Origin of the sequence: Planktothrix sp. PCC 11201, from assembly GCF_900009135.1 — a bacterium.
Lineage (GTDB): Bacteria > Cyanobacteriota > Cyanobacteriia > Cyanobacteriales > Microcoleaceae > Planktothrix.
The window spans coordinates 336,974-352,821 of record NZ_LT797688.1 but is presented as its reverse complement, the minus strand read 5'-3'; the positions used below and the strand labels follow the sequence as shown (position 1 = coordinate 352,821).

At 37.9% G+C, this 15,848-nt stretch carries 15 protein-coding genes; 9 read left to right on the top strand and 6 right to left on the bottom strand.

The features are described 5' to 3' along the window. Positions 1 to 110: 110 nt before the first annotated feature. A complete protein-coding gene (locus PL11201_RS02390) occupies positions 111 to 1,136 on the bottom strand; it encodes a GGDEF domain-containing protein (RefSeq protein WP_079677046.1) in 1,026 nt (341 codons plus the stop codon). A gap of 345 nt (positions 1,137 to 1,481) precedes the next feature. On the opposite strand from PL11201_RS02390, the gene PL11201_RS02385 reads away from it, so the two are divergent. The 5 genes from PL11201_RS02385 (at position 1,482) to PL11201_RS02365 (ending at position 6,854) form a co-directional block, all read left to right on the top strand. Continuing rightward, positions 1,482 to 1,916 (top strand): MAPEG family protein, encoded by a 435-nt coding sequence (locus PL11201_RS02385; protein ID WP_079677045.1) that lies wholly within the window; start codon positions 1,482 to 1,484, stop codon positions 1,914 to 1,916. Between the two features lie 5 nt (positions 1,917 to 1,921). Further along, a complete protein-coding gene (locus PL11201_RS02380; RefSeq protein WP_079677044.1) occupies positions 1,922 to 2,149 on the top strand; it encodes a hypothetical protein in 228 nt (75 codons plus the stop codon). 14 nt (positions 2,150 to 2,163) lie between these two features. After that, positions 2,164 to 3,774, top strand: a complete 1,611-nt coding sequence (gene hpsL / locus PL11201_RS02375; RefSeq protein ID WP_079677043.1) for a hormogonium polysaccharide biosynthesis protein HpsL — start codon at positions 2,164 to 2,166, stop codon at positions 3,772 to 3,774. 254 nt (positions 3,775 to 4,028) lie between these two features. After that, entirely contained in the window at positions 4,029 to 5,825 is a 1,797-nt protein-coding gene (locus tag PL11201_RS02370; RefSeq protein WP_079677042.1) for an EAL domain-containing response regulator, read from the top strand. Between the two features lie 3 nt (positions 5,826 to 5,828). Further along, positions 5,829 to 6,854, top strand: a complete 1,026-nt coding sequence (locus PL11201_RS02365; RefSeq protein WP_079677041.1) for a diguanylate cyclase domain-containing protein — start codon at positions 5,829 to 5,831, stop codon at positions 6,852 to 6,854. Here the strand turns inward: PL11201_RS02365 and PL11201_RS02360 are convergent, their stop codons facing one another. From PL11201_RS02360 to PL11201_RS02335, 5 genes are all read right to left on the bottom strand, one after another. Beyond that, a complete protein-coding gene (locus PL11201_RS02360; protein ID WP_079677040.1) occupies positions 6,855 to 8,150 on the bottom strand; it encodes a recombinase family protein in 1,296 nt (431 codons plus the stop codon). Then, positions 8,147 to 8,509 (bottom strand): VOC family protein, encoded by a 363-nt coding sequence (locus tag PL11201_RS02355; RefSeq protein WP_079677039.1) that lies wholly within the window; start codon positions 8,507 to 8,509, stop codon positions 8,147 to 8,149. Before PL11201_RS02355 ends, PL11201_RS02360 begins: the two co-directional genes overlap by 4 nt. A 188-nt stretch (positions 8,510 to 8,697) precedes the next feature. Continuing rightward, the gene (locus tag PL11201_RS02345; RefSeq protein WP_079677038.1) at positions 8,698 to 9,000 is read right to left on the bottom strand and encodes a type II toxin-antitoxin system TacA family antitoxin; all 303 of its coding nucleotides are present in this window, start codon (positions 8,998 to 9,000) and stop codon (positions 8,698 to 8,700) included. 132 nt (positions 9,001 to 9,132) lie between these two features. Next, on the bottom strand, positions 9,133 to 9,930 hold the full coding sequence (locus PL11201_RS02340; RefSeq protein ID WP_079677037.1) for a phycobilisome rod-core linker polypeptide: 798 nt from the start codon (positions 9,928 to 9,930) through the stop codon (positions 9,133 to 9,135). Positions 9,931 to 10,052: 122 nt separating this feature from the next. After that, on the bottom strand, positions 10,053 to 10,559 hold the full coding sequence (locus tag PL11201_RS02335) for a globin family protein (RefSeq protein WP_079677036.1): 507 nt from the start codon (positions 10,557 to 10,559) through the stop codon (positions 10,053 to 10,055). 246 nt (positions 10,560 to 10,805) lie between these two features. Between PL11201_RS02335 and PL11201_RS02330 the strand changes: the two genes are divergently transcribed. The 4 genes from PL11201_RS02330 to PL11201_RS02315 all read left to right on the top strand — a co-directional run bounded on the left by PL11201_RS02330 (position 10,806) and on the right by PL11201_RS02315 (position 15,843). Then, positions 10,806 to 11,489 (top strand): pentapeptide repeat-containing protein, encoded by a 684-nt coding sequence (locus PL11201_RS02330; RefSeq protein ID WP_144017649.1) that lies wholly within the window; start codon positions 10,806 to 10,808, stop codon positions 11,487 to 11,489. A gap of 58 nt (positions 11,490 to 11,547) precedes the next feature. Next, positions 11,548 to 12,285, top strand: a complete 738-nt coding sequence (locus PL11201_RS02325) for a cytochrome c biogenesis protein CcdA (protein ID WP_079677035.1) — start codon at positions 11,548 to 11,550, stop codon at positions 12,283 to 12,285. An 81-nt stretch (positions 12,286 to 12,366) separates the two neighbouring features. After that, positions 12,367 to 13,716: a cytochrome c biogenesis protein gene (locus PL11201_RS02320; protein ID WP_234996605.1), complete on the top strand. Its 1,350-nt coding sequence runs from the start codon at positions 12,367 to 12,369 to the stop codon at positions 13,714 to 13,716. 30 nt (positions 13,717 to 13,746) lie between these two features. Further along, positions 13,747 to 15,843, top strand: a complete 2,097-nt coding sequence (locus PL11201_RS02315) for a RecQ family ATP-dependent DNA helicase (protein WP_079677033.1) — start codon at positions 13,747 to 13,749, stop codon at positions 15,841 to 15,843. Positions 15,844 to 15,848 lie beyond the last annotated feature (5 nt).

The following is a 15,848-nucleotide window of genomic DNA, read 5'->3' as shown; positions in this document are numbered from 1 at the left end:
TAGGATAAATATTTTTAGCCTGTTTATAGACACTTTAAATTATTAAAACTTATTTAGGATTGTTATATTTTTTTCCTGCTATTCCCCATTCCCCATTCCCCATTCCCCATTTATTCAATAATTTTAGGAGCTACCCGAACTTGGTCACGCCCTTGAAATTTTGCCTGGTACATGGCTTTATCTGCGGCACTAATCAACTCTTGGATATGGGATTGATCTCCAGGAATAGCACAAGCAACACCAGAACTATTGGTAACCAAAGAACTAATCGGGGATGAAAGATGGGGAATCCGTAGAGAACGGATTTGAAATTGAATTGCCTCTGCAATTTTTCGAGCATTTTCGACATCGACTTGGGGTAAAATCACCGCAAACTCCTCCCCACCATAACGAGCTACTAAATATGGTTTGGATTCCCTAACTTTTTTTACCGCAGTTTCAATGGCATTAGCAATTCGTTGTAAGCAATAATCCCCGGCTAAATGACCGTAGGTATCATTATAAAACTTAAAAAAATCCACATCACATAAAATCATTGAAAGATAACCCCGTTCATAGGATTGCCATTGTTCTTGTAAATAGGTATAAAACTGACGGCGGTTCGCCACTTGAGTCAAATCATCCAAGGTAGCTAAACGCTTAAGTTGTTGGTTTTCAGCCTGTAACTTGATCAGTAATTCTTGCTGAAGTTTAACTTGGTTTTTTAGGGTTTTAATGGTGATATCAGGCAATAAATTATCCTGGGAATTATTGAAATTTACAAATGGATTTAAAGCATTAAAAGCTGTGGCTAAAGAGCTTGGATTTTGGTTGTTCATTTCTGAATAACTATTCATCCACAGTAAAGGGACATTTTGAGTGATTTTTGCCTGTTTTAATTGTCGATGCGTTTCTTGGGCATTAGCTTGATCAGGGTCAAAAGGAATGATAATAATATCAGGATTACTATATTCAGCATGAAAAATAGCACTTTCTGGATCGGGAGAAATCACAAAATTTAAGTTAAGTTGGTTCAATAAGTTAACAAATGATCTAAAATTGAATAAGTTGGTTTCCTCAATGACAACAATGATATAGGGTTTTAATTGACTTTGATTCATGGCGGGTATGCAACCTGGGATATTTAAGTTCAGCATTTTGACCTAATCTGTTACTTCGGACTGACCCAAGTATCTAATGTTTGGTTTTGACTAGCAGTGATAGAGCTTGGATAAACCTGTGATAGTTTGAAACCCTCGACGTGACGAACAGGTCAGATCAAATGTGACTGATAGCACAGTGTATAAGTGATTGGGATCACAAATGGGCAATGGACTGGTGGCAAAGACCGCAGTATTGAAGTCTCCATCTTTAGGGGAATTGAGGGGTGGAGGCTAAATTTTTGATCACAAACCTGTGTGACCTCTCTCTCACCCCCGAGGTTGAGAGTCGGGTGTAGGATAGGAAAGGTTAATGTACTGAATCAAAGAAAATAGGTGTCTATGTCAATTTGGCCCAGTTTAGTTACAATTTGTGCCTTAGTGCTGTATTTGGTCGTGACGATTAATGTCGGACGTGCGCGAATCAAATACAAAATTATGCCCCCTCAAATGACCGGAGACGAAAATTTTGAGCGCGTGGTACGAGTCCAACAAAATACCCTAGAACAATTAGTTTTATTTCTTCCAACTTTATGGTTATTCTCTGAATGGATTAGTCCGATTTGGGCTGGTGCTTTGGGCGGAGTTTGGGTAATTGGACGGATTTTATTTGCTTGGGGATATTACCAAGCCGCAGAAAAGCGGAGATTGGGGTTTGGAATTAGTTCCCTCATCACCTTTACCCTTTTGGGTGGTGCTATAGTTGGAGTGATTCTCTCGCTAATTTCAGCAGTAAAATCACCCCTGGTTTCAATATTCTGTAATCCTTGGTTTTAAATCCGATGGCAGCAACACTTTTACCTTCAGAAAACAACCTGAACCTAACGACTCTGGAAACTCAAATGTTGCAATTAGCTTTATCACAAGCTGAAACCGTGGGTGAACTGACAGCTTTGATTATTAATCATACCCATTTAGAGATTATGCAAGCCTTTGAACAACTTTCCTCTGTTCAGCAACAGCGAGTACAGGAGCTTTGGGAAGTCAAAATTTCTGAAGGCTGGAAATAATTAATTAAATTCTGATGTCCAACTTCCACAGCCCTCCCCAAAAATCATCACTTCCGGGTCAGAATGACCCGGAAGTTCAGGATACCCCCTATTCCGTGATTGAGAGTGAACATATCTCCCCTACGAGATCGGATTTTCTGCGGTTTTTGGGAATCGTCAGCGCCCTAGGACTGTTAGTCGGACTGTTGTTATTTGCCAATGGGTTGAGTGTAATTACCATCATTCTGATCACTTTGATGGTGATCATCATGGTGCTTTGTTGGCGCTATCCCCGCCAAGGATTATGGGCATTTTTAATTTATTTACCCTTTGCCGGGACGATTTCCTATTGGGTGGGTAACGATCATTTTCTATTTCATTTAGCCAAGGATGGACTGTATATTCCCGCCTTAATTGGTTTGGTTGTGGAATTAAGGAAAAAAAAGTTACCCCTGATTAATCCCCCGCAACTTAAAATTCCTCTGTTAATTTTATTTGTCATTGCGATTGTCACCTTGATTGCGGTTAATGGTGTCCTACAAAAACACGCCACCCCTGATAATCAACCCTTTGCCGTAGGACTATTTGGCTTAAAAGTTTTAATGGGATATATTCCCCTGATCACCTGTGGTTATTATCTAATTCGCCATCGTCAAGATCTGGAATTTTTTACTCGCTTACAAGTAATTTTAATCTTAATTTGCTGCATCTTAGGATTAATTCAATTTGGATTAATTATTACTGGATACTGTCCTGATAATACGGGTTTACCCGAACATTTATTATTAAGGGCAAATGTGCAGCGAAAATGTTTGGTGGGAGGTGCTTTAGGATATTTACCCGCAGAAAATTTTATTCGTTTACCCGGAACCTTTGTTGCCCCCTGGCATTGGGCTTGGTTTTTAGTTTCGGGTACGTTTTTCTGTTTTGCTACATCCTTTAGTGATCCCAAATTACGCTGGCGTTTAATGGGTTTATTCACCTTGGCTTTAGTGATACTGAATGCCATTGTTTCTGGTCAAAGAACAGCCCTTTTAGCCTCTCCATCGATTGTGATTTTACTGCTGGTTGCCACCAGTCACATTTCCAGAATTAAGCGGCTTTTAGTGATTGTTTTGGGGATGGTTGTTTTTGTGATAGGAACCTGGATTATCGTACCCGAAGTCATGACCGAAAGAGTTGATAACTTTATTGGACGTTGGAATGCCGATCCTCCGGCGGTATTTTTAACCAAGCAAACTAACTTTAGTTTGAAAGCCCATCGAGGCTTTTTAGGTAATGGTTTAGGGGAAGCCACAACTTCCGCCCGCGGGTTAGGAAAAACCCGATTGATTGAAGCCTACTATCCTAAATTGTTCTATGAAATTGGGCCATTTGGAGTGACTGCTTTTTTGTTCTTAGTGACTAATATTACGGTTTTAGGGTTTAAATCTTATCATCAACTACAGGATCATAGTCTGTGGGGCTATGGAATTACTTTCTGGATTTTTATTGTTTTAATTAGCTATAATCCCTACTGGTATCCTCTGGATACCGATCCGGTGGCGGTTTATTATTGGTTTTTAGTCGGTGTACTTTTCAAGTTACCTAAAATTCAACAGCAAGAGCAGAAAAAAGATCAGCCAGAGGTGTATATTCCTGATTAATATTGTTTTGATAAACCCTTAGACAAATGTTAATCAGATCACAACTCAACGGGCTTGAGTCAAATAGCAAAAAAATGTTATGATCACAGATTATGTTTTGATATGAAGGATTATTAAAAACGATACCCGATACTATCGCTGCCAGAGAAACTCCACCCCATACTAGCCAGAAAAATCAACATGGGTCTTCATTCGCTGCCTGTAGTGATTTAGCTATGCCCTAAATCCATCCCCTATTTTATCTGATTGCCATAATGAATCATTACAACCTTAATCCCACAAAAACGGAAGATATTCTCATCGTTGATGATACCCCTGATAACCTCCATTTGTTGTCCCGAATGTTGACCCGTCAGGGATACAATGTGCGTAAAGCCTTGAGTGGGCCAATGGCGTTAACGGCGGCTAAAACCGTTGCTCCCGACTTAATTCTCCTAGATATTATGATGCCGGAGATGGATGGTTATGAGGTTTGCCAACACTTAAAAGCGGATGCGAACACCGCCACCATTCCGATTATTTTTTTGAGTGCTTTAGATGATGTTCTCGATAAAGTTAAAGGTTTTCAAGTTGGGGGGGTGGACTATATTACTAAACCATTTCAGTTTGAAGAAGTCTTAATCCGAGTTCAAAATCAATTGGCTTTACGAGCCGCAGAATTAGAGATTCGGGTCTTGAATGCGGAATTAGAAGCCCGGGTTAAAGAACGGACTCAGGAACTAGAAGCAGCCAACACTCAACTATTAGAAATGGCACTTCATGATTCCTTGACGGGTTTACCCAATCGAGCTTTACTGATGACGGATTTACGCCGATCCATTCATCTGGCTAAAGCCGATCCGAACTATCAGTTTGCGGTGTTATTTTTAGATTGTGATCGCTTTAAAGTAGTGAATGATTCCTTGGGTCATTTAGTCGGGGATGAACTCCTAATTTTAATTGCTCATCGTCTTAGCTGTTATGTTAAACCCCAAAATACATTAGCTCGTTTGGGGGGCGATGAATTCGCGATTTTATTAACAGAAATTCCCAACTTTCATGATGTAACCACACTAGCAGATCAGATTTTACAGTGTTTTTCTCAACCCTTTAACTTAGAACGACACGAGATTTTTATTAATGCGAGTATTGGTATTGTCATCGGGAATTGTGACTATAACGAACCGGAACATTTACTTCGAGACGCAGATACAGCGATGTACCGAGCCAAAGCCCTGGGCAAAGGACAATATCATCTGTTTGATCCGGCAATGCACACCGCAGCTTTACAAAGATTACAGTTAGAAACTGATTTACGTCGAGGTATTGAACAAGAGGAATTAGTTGTTCATTATCAACCAATTATCTCTTTAAATACAGGCAAAATTGCCGGGTTTGAAGCATTAGTTAGATGGCTCCATCCCAAACAGGGGTTAGTGGCGCCGAATCTATTTATTCCCATTGCTGAAGAAACAGGTTTAATTACGGCTATTGGCTATTGGGTTTTATCAGAATCTTGTCACCAACTGCGGACTTGGCAAGAACAATATTTAATAGATCCGAATTTATTTGTGAGTGTTAATTTATCCGTGAAACAGTTTGCTCAACCCAATTTATTAGAACAAATTGATCAAGTTTTAGAGGATAGTCAACTTTCCCCCGACTGTTTAAAACTAGAAATTACTGAAAGTGCAATTATGGACAATCATAAGCACGTTGCTACTATTCTCAAAGAACTCAGAAAACGTCATATTTTAATTAGTATTGATGATTTTGGTACAGGTTATTCATCTCTGAGTTATCTGCATTCTTTTCCCGTTGATACCCTGAAAATTGATAAATCCTTCGTCCAAAGACTGAACCTAGAATCGGAAAATATCGGCTTAATTCCTGTGATTATTAGTTTGGCTAAAACCATGAATATGAATGTCGTTGCTGAAGGTATTGAATTAGTTGATCAATTGGAAATACTCAGGGAATTAGACTGTGGATTTGGTCAGGGATATTTCTTTGCCAAACCTCTACCTGGAGAACAATTGATCAAGTTTTTATCCTCAACTCCCCAGTGGTAAACCATGAATCAAGATAATATTGGTTCTCATAGCAATTTGCTGATTGTGGATGATGAACCTGATAATATTCGAGTTTTATCTGCCTTGTTAAATCAACATGGCTATTATGTTCGTAAAGCCCTAAACGCGCCCATGGCACTGATAGCGATTGAGAGTCTGAAACCGGATTTAATTTTATTAGATATTCGGATGCCGGGTGTTAATGGGTACGAGTTATGTCGTCAGCTAAAATCAAATTTAGAAACCTATGATATCCCGATCATTTTTATTAGTGCGCTGAATCAAATTGAGGATATTATGCAAGCGTTTTCTGCTGGAGGGGTAGATTATATTACCAAACCTTTTAAAGTGGATGAGGTCTTGGCTCGGGTCAAAAATCAGTTGACCATTTGTGACTTAAAAAAGAAACTTATAGAACAAAATCAAAAACTGTTACAACAAAATAGCCAATTAGAACAAGAAGTCCGAATTCGTCAAAAAGCGGAAGAAAACTTACAAACAGTTAATCGTCAATTACAAAATTTAGCGTCCTATGATAGTTTAACAACCCTTGCTAACCGTCGTCATTTTGATGAATATTTTGCTGACACTTGGAAACAAATGCTGGAGGAACAACAACCTCTTTCTCTACTGTTATGTGATTTAGATTGTTTTAAAAATTATAATGATAATTACGGACATCCTGCCGGAGATATTTGTCTAAAATTGGTTGCCCAAGCCCTTGATCGATCAGTGATTAATACTCGGGATTTAGTTGCCCGTTATGGTGGAGAAGAATTTGCAATTATTCTACCGAATACAGATTTACAAGGAGCGCTGAAAGTAGCTCAAACCATCCAGGAGGAAGTTCAAAAATTAAAAATTGATCATAACTATTCAATGGTTAATTCTATTGTTACCCTCAGTATTGGTATTTCCTGTCAAATTCCCCAACCGGATACATCGGCTGAACATTTATTAGAAATTACCGATCAGGCACTTTATGAAGCCAAAGAAAAAGGACGAAATCAATATTGTGTTAAAGTCTAATTAAAAAATAAAGATTACTTTTAACTCCCAATTATCCCCGTCTCTGATAATCTCAATTGTTTTAATAAATTCTCGAAAATAAAACCTTCGTTCAGTTTCAGATAAATCTAACCAAAACTGCGGAATACAAACTGCCTGCGCCGTTTCTTTTAAATTAACAGGGGGAAGTTCGGCTAACTTTCCTTGTAACCGAGAAATTTCTATCCGCAGTTTATAACTTCTTAAATCTGCTGTTTCTAAATCTAATATTCCAGAAGTTAATAAATCTGGAATTTGTAATAAAATCTCTTGTTTTTGATGAATCTCCTCCATAATAACCCGTTTAATACTCTCTAAATCCGGTAAATTTAAACCAGAAACCGCCTGTGGTAAATCTTGACAAATACGTTCAATTGTCAACTCTAATCCCCTTTCATAAGATAACGCTTTACACTTAAAATTTCTCGGACAATTTATCGGACGTAAATATAAATATTCCCTTTCTTGGCGATAGGTGGTGACTCGGGCAACGGTCATTAAAGATTGACATTCTCCACACATTACCAACCCCGCCAAAGAACGTGGCGCACTGGCTGTCCGAGGAGGCAATTGTTGATTTCTCCGTAATAATCGATCCACCTGGGCGGCTTCATCCCGGGAAATAATTGAAATATGGGTATTAGAAATAATTTCCCCATTTTTATATTCTAAATCTCCTCGATAAACGGGATTTGTTAACCATCTTCTTCCCGTTGTTACAGATATTTTTTTCCCATAACGTTTTTCTAAATACCGCACCGCACCCCGCAAAGATCCATAAATTAAAAACCGATCAAAAAACTCTTTAACAATCGGTGAAACACTCCGATCTAAGATATAACGTTCTTTTCCCCGTCGATATCCATAGGGAGCTTTTCCCGGGGGAGGCAAGGCTTTAATTCTATTTTTAGCGTGTCCGTGACAAATGCGACGACTGCGTTGGCGGGTTTGAATTTCCAGAAATAATTGGATTAAATCAGAGCGATTAATTTTGCCCACGGTGGTATTAAAATCGGACTCAATGGCAATAATATTAATCTGAAAAGATTCTAATTGTTGTAAGCGATCGCCCACTTCTAAAACCGAGTTTCCTAACTCCTCTAACCGTCTAATTAATAAATAATCCGGTGGTTCTAAATCACAATCTTTTAACAGGTCTGCGAGTTCCTGTCTTCCCCCCAAATCCTGATAAACCCGATCCACTTCCCATCCCCAAATCATTCGATCAGGAGGCTGTTCAAACAGAGGATCAGTATAACAATAAGCAATAATTTTCATACTTCATTTAATTCAATAATATTGCCGTCGGGGTCTTTTGTAAACAATGCAGTGCGACCGGAAGCACTCATTTGAATCAAACAATTATGAGTGATTAACTGTTGTTTGGCTTCCTCTAAATTATCAACAGAAAAAGCTAAATGTCGATTTCGTCCCCATTTCTGATTATTAACTTGATCGTTAATAACAGTTTCAGCTTGAATTAAATGAATTTGAAACTCACCAATTTGATACCAAATTCCCGGAAAATTTAACGGACGTTCAACCTTTTTTAAGCCCAAAACTTGACTATAAAAATGTTCTGACTGTTCTAAATTAGACACTAAAATAGCAGTATGGAGATATTGATTGATTTGCATTATATCCCAAAATTTTGACAAAGTTCTTCAATAGATTTCATGGGTAAATAGAGTGATTGTCAATTAAAACAAATACAGTTGAGACTCGCCTTTTGAGATCCTGAGATGCTTGTTTACGAATATAGTTATCTAAACTATCCTTCCCACAACAGAAACCGGAGCGAATATGCTGACGAGTGTTGAGGGGTTCAATTTTGAGAACCATTAGATATAATTTCCTGTTTATATCGTAGCGCTGCGGCTTGAAGTGCATGATTAGGTTGAGGAGAATGGAGAACTGCATCGACAAACGCTTCACTATCCTCAATACTCAATTTCAGGGTTTGGTGTTTCTCTATGACTCGGTAAGCTTCCGCTTGAAGACTTGCGACAACAAAATCAGTCAGAGTGCGTCCCTCTAAATCGGCGGCTTTCTGCAACAGAGCTTTAATTTCTGGACTCAGACGAGCTTCTAACCTCGCCATTGATTTTTGATCAGTGTTAGTCGCCATAACTAATTAAACCCCCATTTCCTAGGTATGATTTATTCTCATAATAATGGATACGATCACTGGTTGCAAAGTTTTAAGAGTCGTTTCAATCGTTTTAATTATAATCCAAGGTGGGGGCTACCCACCCGGGTTTTAATTTTTAAACAGTAAACTGGCGTTACTGGCACTGACATACTCTAATACTTTTTGCTGAAGGTCAGTTTCGATCTCTTTTTGACTCACAGGTTGAGGATACAGGGAGAGAATATCTGTAATTTCTTTAACACAGGCTGATAGGCGTTGAATATGTTTGGGTGTAATCTTTGTCTCCGTACTTAATTCAAATAATTCTGGGGTAGTTTGTGCAGGTTCAATGGCTAATTTATCCTCCTCTCTTACACAGGTTCCCCCATCACAATCAATGTGTAATTCATGTTGATAATGGTTAGGAATTGCCCAGCCTCTTTGCCCTGCGTGTTCATGACCTAAACGTTCATTTTCAATATATTCACTCGCGGATTCATAACGGTGTTCATGCCAATAGGGAACGGTAAAATAACCAAAGGATTTGCGATATTCCTCAGAGTCTACCATCTCTGAAACCAGTGCACCAACACCACGGCGAACTAAAATATCATCCCATTTCTGAATTTCTTCATTATTTCTCGGTGCTCGTCCCAAAAAATGTTTACAAGCATTTTCAATGAATTTCATATTAGAGCTATTCTCGTAAAAATGCTCTAAATAAACAGAACGAACTGCTAGACTTTTTAAAAAATGTCTAATCCCGATTTTTCCCTTGATAAAATCCTTCTCTAAATCCGCAAGTTGCTTGTGTTCAAACTCATAAAGTTGACGTTCTATTACTTGCTGATAAATTTGTTTTAAAACAAACTCTCTTTCTTCTGGGGAAGCGTCATGACGAGTTGTAACCGGTTGAGTTAGGGACATAAATTAAACTCCTGTGTGCATCAATACTCAAAGTTAAGTTGAAGTGATTGGCGATGAAATGATCAGTAGCTTGAAATTAAATAAATAACACCCTGATATTTTTTTCTATGAAAAAATCTGGATTAAACCCCACTTCTTTGAACATTAGCGAGGAGTTTAGGGGGAGTATCTAAAACTTCTAAAATAATGTCCATATAGGGCTTTAATAGTTGATTACACACACTAGGCAATTGTTCTTGTAAGGTTTCTTGAAGATAGGTATAGGCTTGTAGACATTGGGTATTTTTTTCGTGGGCTGCCAAAATATTGGCTAACCATAACATTAAAGATTCCTTAAAAAAGTGCGGGTCATCGCGTAATAAAGCCACGGACATCAGACACATCGTCATTGACATATCATACACACAGCGTTTTGAATGCTTTTCCATGATTTCTGGATGGGAAAACATGAATTTCTTCAGGGCTTGTTTGATTAAACCTGCCGATTTCACCCGTAGAACTTCATAGGTTTTGGTGCGAGCATTTAAAGTCTGAACGTACTGATGCAGAGGCTTAAGTTCTGCATTGGTCAAATATCGTCCGTCACATTGGAGAATTAAGTCATCCCAGGTCGAATTAATCGTCGGCATTTTACTGTCCTCTGTATAGCCAGAATCCTACCTTCTAATTTGATACAAAATTCAATATAAGTCAAGAAAATGATGTGATTTTTAATATAAACTATAGATATCATCTGACCCAGTACCCGACATTTTTTGCCAGACGACTGACTTATCCCGCAATTGGCAGTGTCCCTAAACCTGTTTAACCATCTAGGAGGCAATTTTGAGATAAACTATAATTTGTTGAGGTGCCATCAATATCTGAGTTATGCCATGAAAGGAATTGCTTTCGTGATTAAAATTGGGTTGATTCTAAGTTTAATAGTGGGCTGGATATTGCCCGCTAATGCGACCAATTTAAAAACAATTAAACAATTAATGGAAACCAAAGATTGTCATTCATTTATTTGGAAATATTGTAACTTATCAGGGGCAAATTTACAAGGATTAGATTTGTCAAATACCAACCTATCAGGAGCTAATTTAAAACAAGCTAATTTGAGAGAAGCCAACTTAAAATATGCCAACTTATCAGGAGCCGATTTAAGACAAGCCAACTTAGCACATACTAATTTATTAAGAGCAAATCTGAACAAGGCTAAATTATCTGAAGCTAATTTAACCCAGTCGAGCCTATTAGAAGTGAATTTAACCCTAGCTAATCTCAGCTATGCTAATTTGGAAAAAGCTAAATTATTAGGCGCGAGATTATGGGGGACAAATCTAAGTCAAGCAAACTTGACCCATGCCAGTTTACGGGGAACAAATTTACAATATGCTAATTTAGAAAACAGTAACTTGAGTTTTGCCGATGTCAATAGTTTATTGTTTCGAGATGCTACTCAATTTACTAATTTTAGTAATGCCAATTTACAAGGCGCAAATCTGGAAGGAGTTAACTTAGAAACTGTGATATTACAAGGTGCAGTTATGCCAGATGGTTCAATTCATGAATAATCATCAAAGGTCAAAATAGGTTATAATATTAAAGGAAACAAACTGTTGATTTAATTTCATGCTGGAAACTCTACAAATTAAATTGTATGAACTGGCACAACTGGCAAATAATCTGGTTCAAACTCAACTGAATCACCTAAGTTTTGTCAGTATTGGCGTTATTTTTTTTGCGGGTTTATTAACCAGTTTAACTCCTTGTATGCTGTCAATGTTACCGATTACCATTGGTTATATTGGGGGTTATGAAACCGAAAATCGACTCCAAGCAGCAATTCAATCTCTCTGGTTTGCATTGGGACTAGCTACGACCTTAGCTGGGTTGGGAATTTTAGCATCTTTTGTCGGACAAGTGTATGGTCAAATTGGTTTGGGTTTGCCCATTATTGTAAGTTTAATTGCAATTTTAATGGGGTTAAATTTATTAGAAGCTCTACCGCTACAATTACCCGCTTTTGATACCATAGGCTGGATACCTAAAGCCGTTCCCCATCACTTAAAATCCTATTTATTAGGGTTAACCTTTGGGTTAGTGGCTTCTCCCTGTAGTACCCCCGTTTTAGCTACCTTATTAGCCTGGGTTTCAACCACAGGAGATATCATTTTAGGAGGGGTTTTATTGTTAGCCTATGCGGTGGGTTATGTCGCGCCACTGGTATTAGCAGGAACCTTTACCGCCACAATTAAAAAGTTACTAGAACTGCGAAAATGGTCAAGTTGGATTACACCCACCAGTGGAGTTTTATTAGTTGGATTTGGTGTATTTTCGCTATTGTTTAGATTTTTACCTGTTACTTAATTTAATTAAAGGGGAATAAAAATGGATACAGAACTTTCACTATTACAAAAAATAATCAATGGAGAAACAGCCATTCAAAAAATGATTAAGAAAGAGATTTTACCCCTTTTGTCAGATTTACGACTAGCAATTTTATTGTTATTAATTATTGCGATTTTCAGTATTTCAGGGACACTGCTAGAACAGGGACAATCCCTTGAGTATTATCAATCTAATTACCCTGAACATCCGGCTTTGTTTGGCTTTTTAACCTGGAAAGTTCTTGTATTTATTGGACTTGATCATGTTTATAGAACTTGGTGGTTTTTATCACTTTTAGTATTATTTGGTAGTAGCTTAACAGCTTGCACCTTTACCAGACAATTACCTACTTTAAAATCAGCCCGTCGCTGGACATATTACGATAAACCTAAACAATTTCAAAACATCGCTTTAAGTGCTGAATTAACCACAGGTTCATTAACAGCTTTAGAACCTTTATTAAAAAAACGTAATTATTTAGTCTTTCAAGAAGGTAATAAACTTTATGCGAGACGGGGACTGATTGGTAGAATTGGGCCGATTATTGTTCATGCTAGTATGTTAATAATTTTAGCGGGTTCTATTATTGGTTCTATTACTGGATTTATGGCTCAAGAAATGGTTCCAGGGGGGGATATTTTTCAAGTTAAAAATATCCTAGATGCGGGACAATTTTCTCAATCTCAAATTCCTAAAGATTGGTCAGTTAAAGTGAATCGGTTTTGGATTGATTATGATCCTGAAGGCAGAATTGATCAATTTTATTCTGATTTATCGGTATTAAATCAACAGGGGGAAGAAGTGGATCGCAAAACTATTCACGTTAACGAACCTTTGCACCATCAAGGTGTGACTTTTTATCAAGCAGATTGGGGTATTGCTGCCCTGCGGGTGCGAGTGAATAAAAGTCCTGTATTTCGCTTACCAATGGCACAACTAGACACCCAAGGAAAGGGCAGAATTTGGGGAACTTGGATTCCAATTAAACCGGATTTTAGCGCGGGGGTTTCTGTTTTAGCTAGGGACTTAAAAGGAAATGTATTAGTTTATAATGGCAAGGGTGAATTAGTTTCAACGGTTCGCGAGGGAATGTCTACGGAAGTAGATGGGGTGACGGTATTTATTGATGAAATTATCGGGAGTACGGGATTACAAATCAAAGCTGATCCGGGGATTCCGATTGTTTATTTAGGGTTTGGGTTATTAATGATTAGTGTGATGATGAGTTATGTTTCCCATTCTCAAATTTGGGCTTTAAAAGAAGGCGATCGCCTTTATATTGGGGGGAAAACTAATCGGGCAAAAGTTACTTTTGAACGGGAAATTGTCGCCATCTTAGATGATTTAGATAATCTGGATCAAAATCATTCCCTTTCGTTAGGAAATTTGTCGGAAAATCCTCAAAGTTAACAGATATAAACCCTGTTTCTGGTCAAAAATATGACGGAAATTCTTCAAAATCAAGCCTTATTATTTCTTAGACAAGCCCTCAATAATCCTACGGCTAATTTTAGAGATGGACAATGGGAAGCGATCGCCGATTTAATCCAAAATCGTTCTCAACTTCTCGTTGTTCAACGCACAGGATGGGGTAAAAGTTTAGTCTATTTTCTCGCAACTCGGCTGCTAAGAGATCAAGGTTCAGGCCCGACTTTATTGATTTCTCCCCTATTAGCATTAATGCGAAATCAAATGGTAGCGGCTGAACGAATTGGGGTGAAAGCTGCTACCATTAATTCAGATAATCAAGAGCAATGGGATACCATTCAAACGCAACTATTAGCAGGACAGATTGATCTTTTATTGATTTCTCCAGAACGTCTTGGAAATGAAGACTTTAGAAACAATATTTTAATTCCAATTTCTCAAAAAATCGGTTTATTTGTTGTCGATGAAGCCCATTGTATTTCCGACTGGGGACATGACTTTAGACCCGATTATCGTCGCATTGTTAGAATTTTACAAGCTCTCCCAAAAACTATTCCCGTTTTAGCTACAACCGCTACTGCAAATAATCGAGTTGTTGAGGATATTAAAACCCAACTGGGAGACAATTTACATATCTTCCGAGGAGCTTTAACTCGGAATAGTTTAAAACTCCAAAATATTCACCTTCCTAACCCCGCTAGTCGTCTGGCTTGGTTAGCAGAAACCTTACCCCATTTACCCGGAAGTGGAATTATTTATACCCTCACGGTTAGAGATGCAGAACAAGTGGCAGAATGGTTACAAACGCAGGAAATTGATGCTAAAGCCTATCATGGAAAATCAGAATCACGGGAACCTTTAGAAAATCAACTTTTGAATAATGAAATCAAAGCGTTAGTAGCAACAACTGCTTTAGGAATGGGTTTTGATAAACCCGATTTAGGGTTTGTAATTCATTATCAAAGACCCGGTTCCGTTGTCCATTATTATCAACAAGTAGGACGGGCAGGAAGGGCCGTTGAACAAGCTTATGGGATTCTTTTGTGTGGCGATGAAGATGATGATATTATTAATTATTTTATTCAAACAGCCTTTCCACCAGAAGCCCATACTCAATCGATTTTAAATGCTTTAAATCAATCTCAAAATGGTTTTTCAACTCCTGAACTTGAACAATATTGTAATTTATCCAGAGGACAAATTGACAAGGTTTTAAAGTTACTTTCTTTAGAATTTCCCAGTCCAGTTGTTAAGCAAAAAACGAAATGGTATGCGACAGCAATTGATTATCAATCTAACCGCCAAAAAATAGAACTATTAACTCAAATTCGCAGACAAGAACAAGCTCAAATGCAAGATTATATGAACAGTAAATCTTGCTTAATGGAATTTTTATCAACAGCCTTAGATGATCCCTATGCTCAACCCTGTGGAAAATGTGCCGTTTGTTTGGGTCAACAATTATTCCCTGAAACTGCTGCTTTAGAAAGAGTTAATCAAGCCATTAAATACTTAAAACGGTGTGATTTAATTATTGAACCTCGCAAACAATGGCCGTCAAAAGGAGCCTTACAAATTTACAACTTTTCAGGTAACATTAAACCAGGGTTCAAGGCAGAAATTGGACGAGCATTATCTCTTTGGGGGGATGCAGGTTGGGGAGAATTGGTCAAAATGGGAAAATATCAAAAGGGTTATTTTGATGATGCTTTAGTTTTGGGTGTAATTGAAATGATTCAGCGATGGCAACCTCAACCGATGCCAACTTGGGTAACTTGTGTTCCTTCCTTAAATCGTTCTGAATTAGTACCGAATTTTGCTCAAAGATTAGCAGAAAAATTGGGTATACCGTTTCTTCCAGTGGTACAAAAAATTCGCCCAACTCAACCTCAAAAAACGATGAGTAATAGCTATCAACAAGCTCATAATTTAGATGGTGCATTTCAAATTGATCTGGAAAATATTCAAAAAGGTGCTGTTTTTTTAATCGATGATTTTGTAGATTCTCGATGGACATTAACTATCATTACCGCCCTATTACGTCAAGGAGGAAGTGGTCAAGTTTTTCCCCTCGCTTTAGCTCTAAATTCCTTATCTCAATCTAGTTAAATTTA